Source organism: Prevotella sp. C0209C1 (assembly GCF_056583855.1).
The window spans coordinates 54857-70472 of the sequence record NZ_JBWPJP010000003.1 but is presented as its reverse complement, the minus strand read 5'-3'; the positions used below and the strand labels follow the sequence as shown (position 1 = coordinate 70472).

Sequence of the window (15616 nt, the reverse complement as noted above, 5' to 3'; positions counted from 1 at the left end):
GCATTTCATGCGAGCAACCTTTTTCAATAATTTACTTTTATGAAAAAGTTATTATATTTAGTTTTCACTGTTTTAGCTATATTATATTCAGATAATATAAATGCTCAAAAGGTACAATTTGGAGTGAGAGCAGGTTTAGATGTTAGTGAGATTAGCTTTAGTAGCAATGTTATAGAAGAGAAAAGCTATAAGGGCTGGTTTGTAGGACCTACAGTGAAGTTCTCTTTACCGCCAACAGGTCTTGGTGTTGATATTTCTACATTGTACGACTGCCATTCTGTAAATATAAAAAACAATATCGGCGAAGATATGACAGTAAAGTATCAACAGATAGCTATTCCTATAAATTTAAACTATTCAGTGGGTTTAGGTGATATAGCAAGTATATCTTTTTTTGCAGGTCCACAGTGGAATATTAATATAATAAGTAACGAGTTTGAGTGGAATAAAATTAAAAGTTATTTACTTAATAATAGTACTTTCAGTATAAATGTAGGTTTAGGAATAAATGTCTTTAGTAATCTTCAGATAAGAGGCAGTTACAATATAGCTTGTGGTAAGTCGAGAGATGTTACTTTTGAAAATATAGCTAACAATATAATCAAGGCAAAGAAAAATAATAACTCATGGCAGATAGGTATAGTTTTATTTTTTAATAGGTAATAAAAATACAAGCATAAAAAAGGAAAGTATCTAATGCTATATGCTAATATTATTCTTCCAGTGCCTTTAGAGACACAGTTTTCTTATATTGTTCCAGAATCTCTTTCTGAAAAGATTGCAGTAGGAATGCGTGTATTGGTACCCTTTGGTAAAACAAAGACATACATAGGGATTATAAGTTTGTTTCCTGCCCCTGCTCCTAATGAAATTACTGATAAGAAGGGTGATAAAATATCTTTTAAAGAAATATTATCTATATTTGAACCAACTCCAGTTGTTTTGCCTACCCAACTTGCGTTATGGCAATGGATAGGCAGTTATTATATGGCTCCAATAGGTGATGTATATAAGGCAGCTTTCCCTTTAGGCTTAAAAACGGAAGATAAGTATAAACCACGAGTAGAGCTTTATATAACTCTTACTGATTATTATAAAGACAATAATGCTTTAAGCGAATTGCTACATAATTTTGGAAGAGCAAAGAAGCAAGAGGTAGTATTGTTAAAATATTTGCAGTTAGCCGAAGTAGATAAGGTAAAGCATCTATCTGCGAATACATTATTAAAAGAGGTTACGCGTGAAGAGCTTCTTAATGAAAGCCATTGTAATATATCTATTATTCATGCTCTTGTAGAGCGAAAGGTGTTATGTACATATGAAAAAGAGGTGGGGCGTTTGCAGAGCGGTCTTGCTACACACTATGAAAAGATAAAAACATTAAATGAAGCACAAAGTAATGCGTATAATAATATTTTACTTCAGATGATGACGCATAGGGTAACTTTATTACATGGAGTTACCTCTTCTGGGAAGACAGAAATATATATACATCTTATTCAGAAAGCTATAGAGGAACATAAGCAGGTACTCTATTTAGTACCAGAGATAGCTTTGACGGTGCAAATAACGAGTAGACTGCAGACTGTTTTTGGAAACAGATTAGGTATTTATCATAGCAAATACAGTGATGCAGAGCGTGTAGAAATATGGAAAAAGCAGCTTTCTAATAGTCCATATAGCGTGATATTAGGAGTGAGGAGTGCTATATTTTTACCATTTCAGCAATTAGGATTAGTAATTGTAGATGAAGAGCATGAGCAAAGCTTTAAGCAGCAAGACCCTTCTCCTCGTTATCATGCACGTTCAGCAGCTATTATTTTAGCCAGTATACATAAGGCAAAAGTACTTTTAGGAACAGCTACTCCATCAATAGAAACTTATTATAATGCGCAAAAAGGGAAGTTTGGTTTTGTAGAATTGTCACGAAGATATAAGGATATACAGCTTCCTCAAGTGGAAATAGTTAATATAAAAGATTTGCGCAGACGTAAAATGTTATGTGGACCTTTCTCTCCTCGATTACTTAGAGTAGTGCAAGATTCATTAGAACGAGGCGAGCAGGTTATTCTTTTTCAGAATCGTCGTGGATTTGCACCTATGTTAGAGTGTCGGGAGTGTGGTTGGATACCTAAGTGTCCAAATTGTGATGTATCGCTAACACTACATAAGAAAATGAATATACTTACTTGCCATTATTGTGGATATGCTAATAAAATTCCTATAGAGTGTCCATCTTGCCATGCAAAAGATATTCGTAGCCATGGGTATGGTACAGAGAAAGTAGAAGATGAAATTAGTAAAATATTACCTAACGCTAAGATAGCACGAATGGATTTAGATACTACGCGAACACATAACGCATATAACCGTATTATTACCGATTTCTCTTTAGGTAAGACTAATTTGCTTATTGGTACGCAAATGGTGACAAAAGGACTCGACTTTGACAATGTTTCCGTTGTAGGGATATTAGACGCCGACTCTATGTTAAACTATCCTGACTTCAGAGCCTATGAAGAAGCTTTTACGATGATGTGTCAAGTAAGTGGACGCGCGGGGCGAAGAGGTAAGCAAGGATTGGTTATTTTGCAAACAGGAAGTGAAGATTTAAGTGTTATTCAGCAAGTGGTGCATAACGATTATAAAAGTTTTTATCGTGATGTTTTAGAAGAGAGAAGAGCTTTCCATTATCCTCCTTTTTATCGCTTAATTTATGTATACTTAAAGCATCGTGAAGAAAGTATTGTAGAAACAGCAGGATATGAGCTTGGAGCACGCTTACGAGAAATTTTTGGAGATCGTGTTTTAGGTCCGGATAAACCAACAGTATCACGCATAAAAACGCTTAGTATTCGTAAAATAGTGCTTAAACTTGAAAATGGAATAGACTTTATTAGAGTGAAGCAAGCACTTAGGGAAGTGCAAACTTCTATGTTACATGATAAACGTTATGGTGCTTTGATAATATATTATGATGTAGATCCTCAGTAAAAAGTAAATGGAAATAATATTTTATTAGGCTTTATTTGTAATAGTAGAAATATAGATTAAAGATATATAAAACAAAAAAAGCGACTTTATCTGCTTCACAGCAGTGTAAGTCGCATACTTGTTTATAAGAAATGTATAAATATTTTTATTAATTATTTGTTTGATTAAAAGTTAATATCTAATCCTAAACCGAATACTTTATTAGAACGAGTAAAGTCGTCAGTATTATTCACCTGTACTTTTTGTTCGCCTACATTGATAGTTTCTTCTGAGTTCTTTTTGAAATGACTGTATTTTGTTAGGAAGTAAGCTATGTTTAAACTGGCATTTTTAGCTACTTTTATCTTAGCACCAAACCCAAAGCTTACACTACTTGTTACAAAACTCATATCTTGTAGATACTCACCATTGCCAAGAGAGTAGTGGGTAAATTGTGCTCCAGCACTAACTGTAACAGCCTTTGTTATATCCCATTCAGTACCACCAAGAAGCTCAAAGGTATTACCTGCAAGTAGTTTCTGCTTGTCCTTATCCATCTTAGCGTCCTTATCAAAGTAGTAATTTACACTTCCTAATAAACGAACTTTCTTTGTTGCTTCAAATTGTGCTCCTGCAGAAAGCAAACCAGGAAGATCGTTAGGTGTGTTTACTCCATTTTTAAACTTTCCTGTATCGTCTACTTTTGTTTCGTTTTCTAAATTTATTTTGGTAGGAAGCTCATAGCGTGCAGCAAGATTCCATTTCCCAGATTTGAAGTCAATGCCAATAATAGGAGTTATACCCCATCCACGCTGAGTGCAGTCAAGTTGTTTATCAGATACCATTTCCTGACCTTTTCTGAAAGTAGCAGATGCTATTTCTGCCTTTTTTGCCATTTCGGTATATGTCTTCTTTTTATCAGGCTCTGTAGCTGTAGCAGATAAATTGTTAAGCTGTGTAGCTTTGTAGCTATATTTATCTGCTTGTGCTTTAAAATAATTATGAAGATTTTCATCAGTGCCATTGATGTTAGCTGTGATATTTTTGATGTGACCTTGGTACTCATTGTAGATATAATTAAAACGTGTACCACCGTAAACAGCTAACTTATTGTTTATCTTATAAGATGTTCCTAATTGTAAACCAAAGACATATTGCTGCCCTTGCATAAACAAATCGGCATTATATCTTGGGGTCTTTGAGCCTAACCCCTTACTTTTAAGATATATTGGTAGCAATGATATAGTGCGCTCAAAGCTACCTAAGCCATTATTAAATGTAGCTTTTCCGCCTCCACCGGTTAAGCCAAACCCCACTTGGAAGCCCCATTTGCCTTTATTATAAGCAGCCTGAAAAGTTGGGAAAATAGGTACAGAAGCCTTGGCAATATATTCTTTTGCACCATTTTTATCTCCACCATTAAGTTTGAAAGGCTGATAAAAAGGAGTGTTTTCTAAGCCTTTTATATTTATACCTGATAGTACTGTACGAGTTTGGTATATATTCTGAATACCTAAACTAAGATGAAATCCATCGGATAAAAATGCTACACCAGCAGGATTAAAATAAACTCCATCTACACCAATAGCACCAGTTCTTGCCAAAGAACGTAAGTAAGGAATGCTTTGATTGGTATTCGTTAGAAGCCCACCTGCATTAGCAGTAAGCGTTGTTGCTAATAAACCAATCGTTGCAAAAACTTTAGTCTTCATAATTTTTTTAACTTTTTTAATTAAGTTGTTACCTAAAATACAGGTGCAAAGGTATTCTGTTTGTCCTAAATATCCAAACTTTTCTATTGTTTTATAACATTTTCTTTATTAAGATGTTATTTCTTTTTCTCTTAAAACCTTTATAAACAACTTATTTATAAATAATTAAAAAGACCGTTTTTTATATTTACTTGCTTTGTAAAATTTCACTTTTAAGTTTAGGATATTGTATTCGTGTATGATAAATAGCTTTTAATCGCTCTATTAAAACACTTTTTGCAGTAGTAATATCAAGAAAGGTTATAGGCGCGTCATTAAAACTTCCTTGTTCTACTTGTCCATCTATAATCCTATTAACAAGGTTACTTATAGACTCTTCAGAGTATTCTGTTAGCGAATGAGAGGCAGCTTCTACACTATCGCTCATCATTAAAATAGCTTGTTCACGTGTAAAAGGGTTAGGACCAGGATAGCGAAAAGGTGTAACATCAACCTCTTCATCAGGGTGCTCATTTTGATAATGAATATAGAAATATTTAACTATTCCTGCGCCATGATGTGTAGATATAAAATCTTTTATCATAGCGGGTAGTCTGTTTTGTTCTGCAAGTTTTAATCCATATGTAACATGACTTATAATGATACGTGCACTTTCAAGGTCTGTTAGCTTGTCGTGTGGATTAACGCCTGCTTGATTTTCTGTAAAGAACACAGGATTTATCATTTTTCCAATGTCATGATATAAAGCACCAGTACGTAATAGCTGTGCTTTTGCACCTATTTTATTAGCTATTTCTACTGCAAGGTTTCCTACAGTTATAGAATGCTGAAAGGTGCCCGGAGCTGTCTCGCTAAGCTGTCTAAGAAGCTGGTTGTTAGTGTTAGAAAGCTCAAACATTGTAACGGTGGATATGAAGCCGAAAGTTTTTTCTATAATTAACATTAATGGATATGTAAACAAAAGGAAAATACCATTTATGATAAGGTAAAGATAAATGGAATGATTGAGTTGAGAGAAGTTGCTTATTTGTGTAAGTTGTAGTGCTAAATACATAGCCCCAGAGCCGAGAGTAACGACTATAGCAGTAACAAAAATCTGACTTCTCTTAGCCAATTCGCGCAAAGAGTAAATGGCTATTAACCCAGCTGTAAGCTGTAGAGCAATAAATTCGTATTGATATTTTACGGCAGCAGCAGATATTAATATCATAGTAACGTAGGTGATAAAGGCTGTACGTGAATCGGTAAAAACGCGCGTAAATATTGCTGCCATAGCAAAAGGTATTATATATATACTAAGCATAGCATGCTCTATCATTATTGAGGTAATGATAGAAAAAAGGGTAATAGTAGCATAAAGCAGTCCTAAAGTACGAGGTTTTTTAAGGTAATCTTTCCTAAAAAGGTTTAGATAAAAAGTGAAAAGTACCATTAAAATGAAGACATAAAGTGTTTGTCCTATAATGGTTGATAATACTTCATTTTGTGAAGCATTACGTTTTTCCATAGCTTGTTCAAAAGAATTAAGTATTCTATAGGTTTTGGCATCTATAATATCACCTCTGTCTATTATGCTTTGTCCCTCTAAAACCATGCCCGAAGCTTGTGGTAAAAGGCTTAACATATCATTTGCTTCTGCATCACTTCTGTCTTTATCGTATATAAGATTTGGCTCTATATAGTCATTTAGGTTACATTGTTGTAGTGTTGCCCTGTAAGGAGATAGCTGTGGATCCATGAAAATCTGTTCATAAGCCGCAGCTGTTGAGTATACATTTTTCAAAGGTGTGCTTACAGCTTGTTTATCTGTTACTATTCTGATAAGTGCATTTGTATCTTTTGCAATATTATTATATTGCTGCGGATCCATTATACCTACGGAGTAAATTTTATGAAAACGTTTTATAATAATATTATTATAATAGGTAGGTAGACCAGGAATACCAGCTTTGTAGGCATCTTCAAATGCCTTTATATTTTTTGTTTCTACATTTTTTTGTTTATGATAATAAGGCTGAAAATTGTTTAAGATAGAGTCGCGTTCCTGTTTTATAGTTTCTTCTGTTTTAAAGATAGGAAAGTCGAATTTAGCTATTAATTGCCCATAAAGCCATGGTTTTCCCTCTTCGTAGTGAAAGAACTTGCCTTTATTTTTAGGTAAAAAGAAAGAAATAATAGCAGTAACTACTATGATTAGTAGTATCATTACAATTAGGTTACGCCAATGGTTATTCTTTTTATAGTTGAATTGAATCATATATTTTTGTGTTTGCTGTTATTCTAATAATATGCGAAAATACGAAAAAAATAGTGTATCATCGAAAAAAAACACTAATTTTGCACAAACTATTAATAGAAAAACAATGTCTGAAAGAAAAGTAAGAGTACGTTTTGCACCTAGTCCAACAGGTGCTTTGCACATTGGTGGTGTGCGTACTGCTTTGTTTAATTATCTTTTTGCAAAACAAAATGGCGGAAAGTTAGTGTTCCGTATAGAAGATACTGATTCACATCGTTTTGTAAATGGTGCAGAAGAATATATTATAGAGTCGTTTAAATGGCTTGGAATACAGTTTGATGAGGGCGTTAGTTTTGGAGGAGATAAAGGTCCTTATCGTCAGAGCGAGCGTCGTGATATATATAAAAAATATGTTGATGAATTGCTCTCTAATGGTAAAGCGTATATAGCTTTTGATACTCCAGAGGAGTTAGAGGCAAAGCGTGCTGAGATAGAAAATTTCCAGTATGATGCGCATACTCGTGGAAAGATGCGCAATTCTCTCACCCTTTCAGAGGCAGAAGTAAAGGCTTTAATAGATGACGGTAAACAGTATGTGGTACGTTTTAAGGTAGATCCAGGTGAAGAGGTTCATGTTAAAGATATGATTCGTGGTGATGTCTGCATTAAAACAGACATCTTAGATGATAAGGTTCTTTATAAAAGTGCAGATGAATTACCTACTTACCATCTTGCAAATATTGTAGATGATCATTTGATGGATATCTCTCATGTTATTCGTGGTGAAGAGTGGTTGCCCAGTGCGCCATTGCATGTGCTTCTTTATCGTGCATTTGGCTGGGAAGATACTATGCCAAGTTTTGCTCATTTACCATTATTGTTAAAGCCAGAAGGTAAGGGTAAGCTAAGCAAGCGTGATGGTGATAGGTTAGGGTTCCCTGTTTTTCCTTTAGAATGGGTTGATCCTAAAACTCATGAAGTTAGTTCAGGATACCGTGAAAGTGGTTATTTCCCAGAGGCAGTTGTCAATTTCCTTGCCCTTTTAGGTTGGAATCCTGGCACTGAACAAGAAATATTTTCACTTGATGAGCTTGTTAAAGCCTTTGATATATCTAAATGTTCTAAGAGTGGAGCTAAATTTGATTATAAGAAAGGTATATGGTTTAACCATGAATATATACTAAAAAAGACCGATAAAGAAATAGCTCAGTTGTTTGCCCCTATAGTAGCAAACAATGGTGTAAATGCTTCTATGGAGCAGATTACGCAAGTTGTTCACATGATGAAGGATCGTGTAAATTTTGTAAAAGATCTTTGGAGTCTTTGTTCATTCTTTTTTATTCCTCCTATTACCTATGATGAAAAGACTGTTAGAAAGCGTTGGAAAGAATATTCTTCTAAGCAGATGAGTGAGCTTGCTGAGGTATTGAAAGGCATAGACGATTTTACTATATCAGGGCAAGAGGCTATAGTAATGAAGTGGGTAGAGGATAAGGGCTATAAGCTTGGCGATGTTATGAATGCTTTTCGTCTTACCCTTGTTGGCGAGGGAAAAGGTCCTGGTATGTTTGATATTTCAGCATTTTTAGGTAAGGAAGAGACCCTTGATCGTATATATAAGGCTATAAAGATATTAGGTTAATTATCTAGCAATATATAAAGTATAATAGCAGATGTATAACATAATCATGTATCTTACTCAGTTTTGTATAGCAGTGGGTAGCTGCTTTAGTAAGAAGCTGCGAAAGATGTGGCGTGGTGAGCGTGTTGCTATTAAAGTAATACGAGAGAAAATAGATCCTAACGCTAAATATGTTTGGTTTCATGCTGCTTCGTTAGGAGAGTTTGAGCAAGGGCGTCCACTTATAGAGAGGGTACGTAAGGAATATCCAGAGTACAAGATACTCTTAACTTTCTTTTCACCTTCAGGCTATGAGGTATGTAAGAATTATGCTGTAGCAGATATTGTTACTTATCTCCCAATAGATACTATTATTAATGCTCGTGCTTTTCTTCGTGCCATTCGTCCTGTTATGGCATTTTTTATAAAATATGAGTTTTGGTATAATTATCTTCATATACTTCAGCATCGTGGTATACCTACTTACAGTGTTTCTAGTATATTTCGTCCTGAACAGGTTTTCTTTAAATGGTATGGAGGTGGTTATAGTAGGGTGCTTCATTGTTTTACTCATTTGTTTGTGCAAAATGAAGAGAGTAAGCAGCTATTAAATAGTATAGGCGTAAAAAACAGTACAGTAGTAGGTGATACACGTTTTGATCGTGTTTTAAATATAAAAGAATATTGTAAGCAGTTACCTATTATAGAAAGTTTTATCCATCTTTCAGAAGATAATAAGCCTAAGGTCTTTGTAGCTGGTTCTTCTTGGCAGCCAGATGAGAGTGTTTTTTTGAAATATTTTAATACTCGTTCTGATTGGAAACTTATTATAGCTCCACATGTTATTAACGAAAATCATATTAAGAGCATAAAGTCTTTATTACAAAATAAGAAGGTAGTATGTTACACGCAGACTACTGAAGATGCTGTTTATGATGCTGATGTATTAATAATAGATTGTTTTGGTTTGCTCTCTTCTGTTTATCGTTATGGCGATATAACGTATGTTGGGGGAGGTTTTGGTGTAGGTATTCATAATGTTCTTGAGGCAGCAGTGTGGGGGAAACCTGTAGTTTTTGGTCCTAATAATAAGCATTTTATAGAGGCTCAGGGGTTGAAACGTAGTGGTGGTGGATTTGAAATTAGCGATATTTCTACCTTTAGCACTCTTATGGAACGTTTGGAGAAAGATACTAATTTCCGTTTAAAAAGTGGTGCTTCTGGAGAAGAATATGTAGCTTCGCTTGCAGGAGCTTCAGATAAAGTACTAAGTAAGGTAAAGCTATGAAGTATCAGATAACTTGTGATAACTGTGGTTCTAAGTTTATAATAGATGCCGAAGAAGGCTCTACGGTAGAGTGTAAATGTTTTCATTGTGGAGGAATTATGGATATAACTTTGCCAATAGTAGGCAAAGATCAAGAATATATTCCTCATAAAGAGCCTTCTTATGACAAGCCTTATAAACCAGAAAAGGCAAAGAAAAGTCATTCTGCTATTATGCTTTGGAGCATATTAGGAGTGTTAGTGTTTATATGTGTTTGTGCTGGAGCTTATTTTTATCTGCAGCCTTCAGGCACAGAGCAACCTGTTCAGCCACAAACAACAGTAATGGATACTATTCCGTATGAGCAGCCAGAGCCAGAGCCGACAACACCTCCTGTGCCAGATACGGTAGAGACTGCACCACAAGTAAAACAAGAGGAAAAGGTTTCTACAGAAAGAAAAGAGCAGTATTTACCTACAGACTCCACACAAACAGAAAATTCTTCAGATCAAGAATAAGTGCGCCTGCAAGGGAAGTTTTATAGAAAACAGGATTCTATTTTAGATATATAAAATAAAAAATATACAATGAGAAAAATTATTCTAACAGGCGATCGTCCTACCGGAAAACTTCATCTTGGTCATTATATAGGTTCGTTACGCCGTCGAGTTGAGCTACAAAACATTGGGGATTACGATAAAATGTTTGTTTTTATGGCAGATGTGCAGGCACTAACAGATAATGCTGATAATCCTGAAAAGATTAGACAAAACATTATAGAAGTAGCATTAGACTATTTATCTGTTGGCTTAGATCCTTCTAAATGTGTGCTTTATATTCAGAGTATGATACCGGAGCTTGCCGAGCTTACCACTTATTTTATGAATCTCATCACTGTTAGTCGTGTACAGCGTAACCCTACTGTGAAGACAGAGATTAAGATGCGCAATTTTGAGGCTAATATTCCTATGGGATTCTTTGCTTATCCTGTTTCGCAAGCTGCAGATATAGCAGCATTTAAAGGTACAACAGTGCCTGCTGGTGAAGATCAAGAGCCTATGATAGAGGTTACTCGTGAGATAGTAAGACGCTTTAATCAGATATATGCACCAGTATTAGTTGAGCCTAATATAATGCTGCCACAGAATGCTACTGCACGCCGTTTGCCCGGTACTGATGGTAAAGAGAAGATGAGTAAGAGCTTAGGAAACTGTATTTATCTATCTGACAGTGCTGATACTGTTTGGCAAAAGGTACGTGGAATGTATACTGATCCTGCTCATATTAATGTATCTGATCCTGGACATGTAGAAGGTAACGCTGTGTTTACCTATCTTGATGCGTTTTCTACCGATGAGGATTTTGCTGAGTTTTGGCCAGAATTTGCTAATATAGAAGAGCTAAAGGCAGCCTATACAGCAGGTGGAGTGGGCGATATGAAATGTAAAAAGCTTTTGAATAGTGTTCTTAATAAGATACTTGAGCCTATACGTGCTAGGCGTCATACCTTTGAGCAAGATATTCCAGAGGTGTATAATATTCTTAAAAAAGGTAGTGAAGTGGCACGTGCAGAAGCTGCTAAAACTATGGACGAGGTGCGTGCTGCCATGCAGATAAATTACTTTGATGATGCAGAGCTTATACGTTCGCAAGCAGAACGCTTTAGAGCAAAATAAATAACATAAATGATAGTACCCTTTGCAGGGCAGATTTGTCTACCTTGATAACGATGTTATAGTAGCATATATATAGAATATTGTGCTGTTTATAGCAGCTTTGCATAGTTTACAAAAGCGTTTTATTTGATTGAGTATAGATAATATCCTATTCTAAAAAGATAATCAAATCTTTTTAGAATAGGATAAAAAAGAATTATTTGTAATGTAAAAAAGAGTACCGATTTGTGATCGATACTCTTTTATATTTTTAATGAAAACTAATAATTTCTGTTTTTTTTTGAAGCTTGATTTATGGTTCACACCTCACGGTGCTCCCCAAAATCTTGCATCAATTGTTATCCTAAATCTTAAATCAATCTTTATTACTTTGACTAAAACCTGTATTGAACTTGTTAATCCTGAACAATCGCCTTTGTTCTTACCTTAAACTAAATAACTAAAAACCTAAATCTATTACTACTAACCTAAACAATCTATTTTTGTTTTTTGATGATGCAAAGTTAGTACTGTTTTCGCACACACACAAGAAAAATGGAATAAAAATATATAGAAACGCTGCTGTTTTTGATACATATCAAGCATTCGTACTTTTTTATAGTTAATGGACATTTTTATATAAGGTGATATACTAATTTATATAAGGTGATATACTAAGTAAGGCTTACTTGTAGAATGTAAGTGTTATAGCATTATACTTTTAGTAATCTATATCCTATGAAGCCACCAATTATGGAAGCTACAAATATGCCTATTTTGGCTTGTATGTGGAAATTAGGGTCGGCAAAAGCTAACGATGCTACAAAAATGGACATAGTAAAACCTATAGAAGCTAAGAAGCCTATACCAAAGATGCGTCGCCATGACATATCTTGTGATAATTTGCCTAACCCTACTTTTGTTAATACCCATACGGCAACCACAATGCCAAGTGGTTTTCCTATTAACAATCCCATCAGAACCCCTATGCTGATGTTATTAGAAAAGATGCTTGTAATGTCCATATCTATAAAGTTGACCCCGGCATTTGCTAAGGCAAAAATAGGCATTATAACGAAAGAGACAAAGGAGTGCATACCATGTTCGAGGCGTTGTAGTGGTGGAAGGGCATTTATGGCTTCAGCTTTTACCTGAGTAATAATTTCCACCTGTTCGTGTTCTAAGGTTCTTACATCATTACCTTCAGCCTGAGCGAAGAGCCTTATCTGGCGGCGTAGCCGAGCCATGAAGGTGGCTTCAGGTATTTTTGCATCAGCAGGTATCATAAAAGCTGCTAACACAGCGGCTATTGTAGCATGAATACCCGACATTAAAAAGGCTGTCCACACCCCACAAACTCCCAGCAGTCCGTAAAATAACACACTTTTTACCCCCATTTTATTAGCTATCATCATTATTAGCAGAAACGCTACTCCTATAACAATATTTATAAAAGATATATTAGAAGTATAGAAGAGGGCTATCACTATAACTGATCCAAGGTCGTCTACTATGGCTAAAGTTGTTAAGAATACTTTTATAGATAGTGGCACTTTGTCGCCTAACATATATACTAAAGCAAGTGCAAAGGCTATATCTGTAGCCATAGGTATTCCCCAGCCGTTAGATACTTCAGTACCGAAATTGAGTGATAGAAAGATGCTTGCAGGTACTATCATACCCATAATGGCTGCTCCTATAGGTAAGGTTACTTTTCTTATGTCGCGTAGCTCACCACCAATAAACTCACGTTTGAGCTCTAAGCCTACTACAAAGAAAAATAGCGACATAAGCCCGTCATTAATCCAGTGCTCAATAGAAAAGTTAAAATACTGCTTGCCGTTTACAATAAAACCTAAATGGTATTCAAAGAAATGAGCAAAAGCGGTACGCCAAGGTGAGTTAGCCATGATAAGAGCTATTACTACGGCGACTGCTAATACTATTCCGCCAGACTTTTCTTGTCGCATAAATTGTGTTATGGGAAAGAATACTTTTTTATTTAAAGTGTTCATGAGATAGTTAATGTTTTGATGTTTTAAATTATATTATTAATAAAAAATATCCTGAAAATATTGTTTAATAAAATAGTTTTGGATTGGCAAAGTTAATAAAAACATTAGGTTTGGCAAGAGCGAAAGATAGGGAAAAATATCTTATAAAGATTCTTTTATAACTTTTTACAGTCATATCAAGCTAAAAAAGTAGTAACTTTGTACCCTCGTATGCTTATCGCGTAGCTTGTCCCATGTATATTGTTCTTATGTAAGGGTGTTAGCTATAAAATAATAAAAAAGAAATGTCGTATCATTTATCAACTTACACAACACATTATAAAAATCTTATTTTTTTAGGTGTACCTATCATAGTAGGACAGTTAGGTAATATTATTTTGTCCTTTGCCGATACTCTTATGGTGGGTCATCATAGCACATACGAGCTGGCTGCTGCGGCTTTTGTAAATAATGTTTTTGCGCTGGCTATACTTATGTCGTTGGGTTTTTCGTATGCAATTACGCCTATCGTGGGCAAGCTTTTTGGGCAAGGTAGACCTTCGCGTATAGGCGAAGTAATGAAAAATGCTTTTGTTGCTAATACTGTTACTGCCATAATACTGATGATAGCAATGGGGATATTATATCTTAATGTAGAGCATTTAGGACAGCCAAAAGAGTTGTTACCTCTTATAAAGGATTATTACCTTATACAGTATGTATCATTGCCATTTATCTCATGGTTTAACACTTTTAAGCAGTTTTTTGATGGTATCACAGACACGCTTACAGCTATGTGTGTTATCGTAGTGGGTAACGTGATGAACATCTTTGGTAACTGGGTGCTGATATTTGGGCATTTTGGTTTCCCTGATATGGGGCTTAATGGGTCAGGACTTTCTACTTTGTTTGCACGTGTTGTAATGGCTTTAATCCTTTTTACTCTTTTTAGAGGGCATAGACGTTATAAGGTGTATGCTGAAGGTTGGTGTAAAGGAAAGCTTTCATGGACAGATTTTAAAGAACAAAACTCTTTAGGCTGGCCTCTCTCTTTCCAAATGGGATTAGAGGCAGCTGCTTTTGGAGCTTCGAGCATTATGGTAGGGTGGATAGGAACTATAGCTCTTGCAGCTCATCAGGTTATGCTTACCATATCCCAGCTTGGCTATATGATATATTATGGTTTAGCCGCTGCGGTAGCTGTGCGCACAAGTAACTTTGCCGGGCGTAAAGACTGGGGTGCAGTATGGATAACCTCGAGAGCAGGGCTTCATCTCATTTTGCTTTTAGCCTTTACCACCTGTATACCCATCTTTTGTTGTAGGCATATCATAGGGGGGCTTTTTACGGATAATGTGCAGGTGCAGCAGCTTGTTGCTATGCTGGTAGTGCCTTTTATGATATACCAGTTTGGCGATGGTATGCAGGTAAATTATGCTAATTCGCTGCGTGGAATAGGGTATGTAAAACCACTTATGGGTGTAGCTTTTGTGTCTTATTTTCTTACCTCTTTGTCTATGTCTTATCTTTTAGGTATATATTTTCATGGAGGTATTGTTGGTGTGTGGGCAGCCTTTCCTATATCGCTCACATTAGCAGGCATTCTTTATTATTATTATTATAGGAAAGGAATGAGCCGAATGGAGCAAGCATCATGATATAAAGGCTTTTATATTAGGGTAAAGAAACGAAAAAGGTGCGGAAAGCAAATGTTTGTTTATTTGCTTTCCGCACCCTTTTGTTTTGTATGTTATTTATGTGCAGAAAAAGCTGCAAATACTTTTTCGGCTATTTCCTTTTGCTCTTCATTGCTTATTGTAACATGAGAATGAAAGTTAGCATCTTCTTCTTTGTTTATAGGCAAAAGATGTATGTGAGCATGGTTTACTTCTAAGCCATACACGGCTTGAGCTATCTTCTTACAAGGTATCACCTCTTTAAGAGCCTTGGCTACACGCTTTGCAAAGATCTGAAATTCAGCCAAGTCGTCGTCTTCCATGTCGAATATATAGTCTATCTCTTTACGAGGAATTACCAGTGTGTGCCCCTTTGTTACAGGATTGATGTCGAGAAAAGCATAAAACTTGTCATTTTCAGCACATTTATAACTTGGTATTTCGCCTGCGGCAATTTTGCTAAAGATACTCATAATAAC

At 35.4% G+C, this 15616-nt stretch carries 11 protein-coding genes; 7 read left to right on the top strand and 4 right to left on the bottom strand.

What is annotated here, in order from left to right; all coding sequences use genetic code 11:
- Positions 1-39: 39 nt before the first annotated feature.
- Together AC1DCD_RS01370 and priA are read left to right on the top strand one after the other, a co-directional pair.
- Positions 40-663: an outer membrane beta-barrel protein gene (locus AC1DCD_RS01370; protein WP_464639440.1), complete on the top strand. Its 624-nt coding sequence runs from the start codon at positions 40-42 to the stop codon at positions 661-663.
- A 33-nt stretch (positions 664-696) separates the two neighbouring features.
- Positions 697-2994 (top strand): replication restart helicase PriA, encoded by a 2298-nt coding sequence (gene priA, locus AC1DCD_RS01365; RefSeq protein WP_464639438.1) that lies wholly within the window; start codon positions 697-699, stop codon positions 2992-2994.
- A gap of 164 nt (positions 2995-3158) precedes the next feature.
- Here priA and AC1DCD_RS01360 read toward each other — a convergent pair whose 3' ends face one another.
- Both AC1DCD_RS01360 and AC1DCD_RS01355 read right to left on the bottom strand, forming a co-directional pair.
- Positions 3159-4685: a hypothetical protein gene (locus AC1DCD_RS01360; RefSeq protein WP_464639436.1), complete on the bottom strand. Its 1527-nt coding sequence runs from the start codon at positions 4683-4685 to the stop codon at positions 3159-3161.
- A 187-nt stretch (positions 4686-4872) separates the two neighbouring features.
- A complete protein-coding gene (locus AC1DCD_RS01355; protein ID WP_464639434.1) occupies positions 4873-6942 on the bottom strand; it encodes an HD family phosphohydrolase in 2070 nt (689 codons plus the stop codon).
- A gap of 106 nt (positions 6943-7048) precedes the next feature.
- Here AC1DCD_RS01355 and gltX point away from each other — a divergent pair, with 106 nt between their 5' ends.
- From gltX to trpS, 4 genes are all read left to right on the top strand, one after another.
- A complete protein-coding gene (gltX, locus tag AC1DCD_RS01350; RefSeq protein WP_039864180.1) occupies positions 7049-8566 on the top strand; it encodes a glutamate--tRNA ligase in 1518 nt (505 codons plus the stop codon).
- Positions 8567-8597: 31 nt separating this feature from the next.
- On the top strand, positions 8598-9833 hold the full coding sequence (locus AC1DCD_RS01345; RefSeq protein ID WP_060932453.1) for a 3-deoxy-D-manno-octulosonic acid transferase: 1236 nt from the start codon (positions 8598-8600) through the stop codon (positions 9831-9833).
- The gene (locus AC1DCD_RS01340) at positions 9830-10330 is read left to right on the top strand and encodes a hypothetical protein (protein ID WP_464639431.1); all 501 of its coding nucleotides are present in this window, start codon (positions 9830-9832) and stop codon (positions 10328-10330) included. Before AC1DCD_RS01345 ends, AC1DCD_RS01340 begins: the two co-directional genes overlap by 4 nt.
- Positions 10331-10399: 69 nt before the next feature.
- Complete coding sequence (gene trpS, locus AC1DCD_RS01335; RefSeq protein WP_008448028.1) at positions 10400-11488, top strand: tryptophan--tRNA ligase; 1089 nt, start codon at positions 10400-10402, stop codon at positions 11486-11488.
- Positions 11489-12180: 692 nt separating this feature from the next.
- On the opposite strand, the gene nhaA is transcribed toward trpS, so the two are convergent.
- A complete protein-coding gene (gene nhaA, locus AC1DCD_RS01330; RefSeq protein ID WP_308532505.1) occupies positions 12181-13482 on the bottom strand; it encodes a Na+/H+ antiporter NhaA in 1302 nt (433 codons plus the stop codon).
- Between the two features lie 284 nt (positions 13483-13766).
- Between nhaA and AC1DCD_RS01325 the strand changes: the two genes are divergently transcribed.
- Positions 13767-15119 carry an MATE family efflux transporter gene (locus tag AC1DCD_RS01325; RefSeq protein ID WP_464639429.1) on the top strand — a complete coding sequence of 451 codons (1353 nt, stop codon included), beginning with the start codon at positions 13767-13769 and terminating at the stop codon, positions 15117-15119.
- A gap of 92 nt (positions 15120-15211) precedes the next feature.
- Here AC1DCD_RS01325 and AC1DCD_RS01320 read toward each other — a convergent pair whose 3' ends face one another.
- The gene (locus AC1DCD_RS01320) at positions 15212-15610 is read right to left on the bottom strand and encodes an HIT family protein (RefSeq protein ID WP_060932457.1); all 399 of its coding nucleotides are present in this window, start codon (positions 15608-15610) and stop codon (positions 15212-15214) included.
- Positions 15611-15616 lie beyond the last annotated feature (6 nt).

Coding starts and splice junctions, on each gene's coding strand:
- AC1DCD_RS01370 (WP_464639440.1), top strand. CDS start 40: ATGAAAAAGTTATTATATTTAGTTTTCACTGTTTTAGCTATATTATAT.
- priA (WP_464639438.1), top strand. CDS start 697: ATGCTATATGCTAATATTATTCTTCCAGTGCCTTTAGAGACACAGTTT.
- AC1DCD_RS01360 (WP_464639436.1), bottom strand. CDS start 4,685: ATGAAGACTAAAGTTTTTGCAACGATTGGTTTATTAGCAACAACGCTT.
- AC1DCD_RS01355 (WP_464639434.1), bottom strand. CDS start 6,942: ATGATTCAATTCAACTATAAAAAGAATAACCATTGGCGTAACCTAATT.
- gltX (WP_039864180.1), top strand. CDS start 7,049: ATGTCTGAAAGAAAAGTAAGAGTACGTTTTGCACCTAGTCCAACAGGT.
- AC1DCD_RS01345 (WP_060932453.1), top strand. CDS start 8,598: ATGTATAACATAATCATGTATCTTACTCAGTTTTGTATAGCAGTGGGT.
- AC1DCD_RS01340 (WP_464639431.1), top strand. CDS start 9,830: ATGAAGTATCAGATAACTTGTGATAACTGTGGTTCTAAGTTTATAATA.
- trpS (WP_008448028.1), top strand. CDS start 10,400: ATGAGAAAAATTATTCTAACAGGCGATCGTCCTACCGGAAAACTTCAT.
- nhaA (WP_308532505.1), bottom strand. CDS start 13,482: ATGAACACTTTAAATAAAAAAGTATTCTTTCCCATAACACAATTTATG.
- AC1DCD_RS01325 (WP_464639429.1), top strand. CDS start 13,767: ATGTCGTATCATTTATCAACTTACACAACACATTATAAAAATCTTATT.
- AC1DCD_RS01320 (WP_060932457.1), bottom strand. CDS start 15,610: ATGAGTATCTTTAGCAAAATTGCCGCAGGCGAAATACCAAGTTATAAA.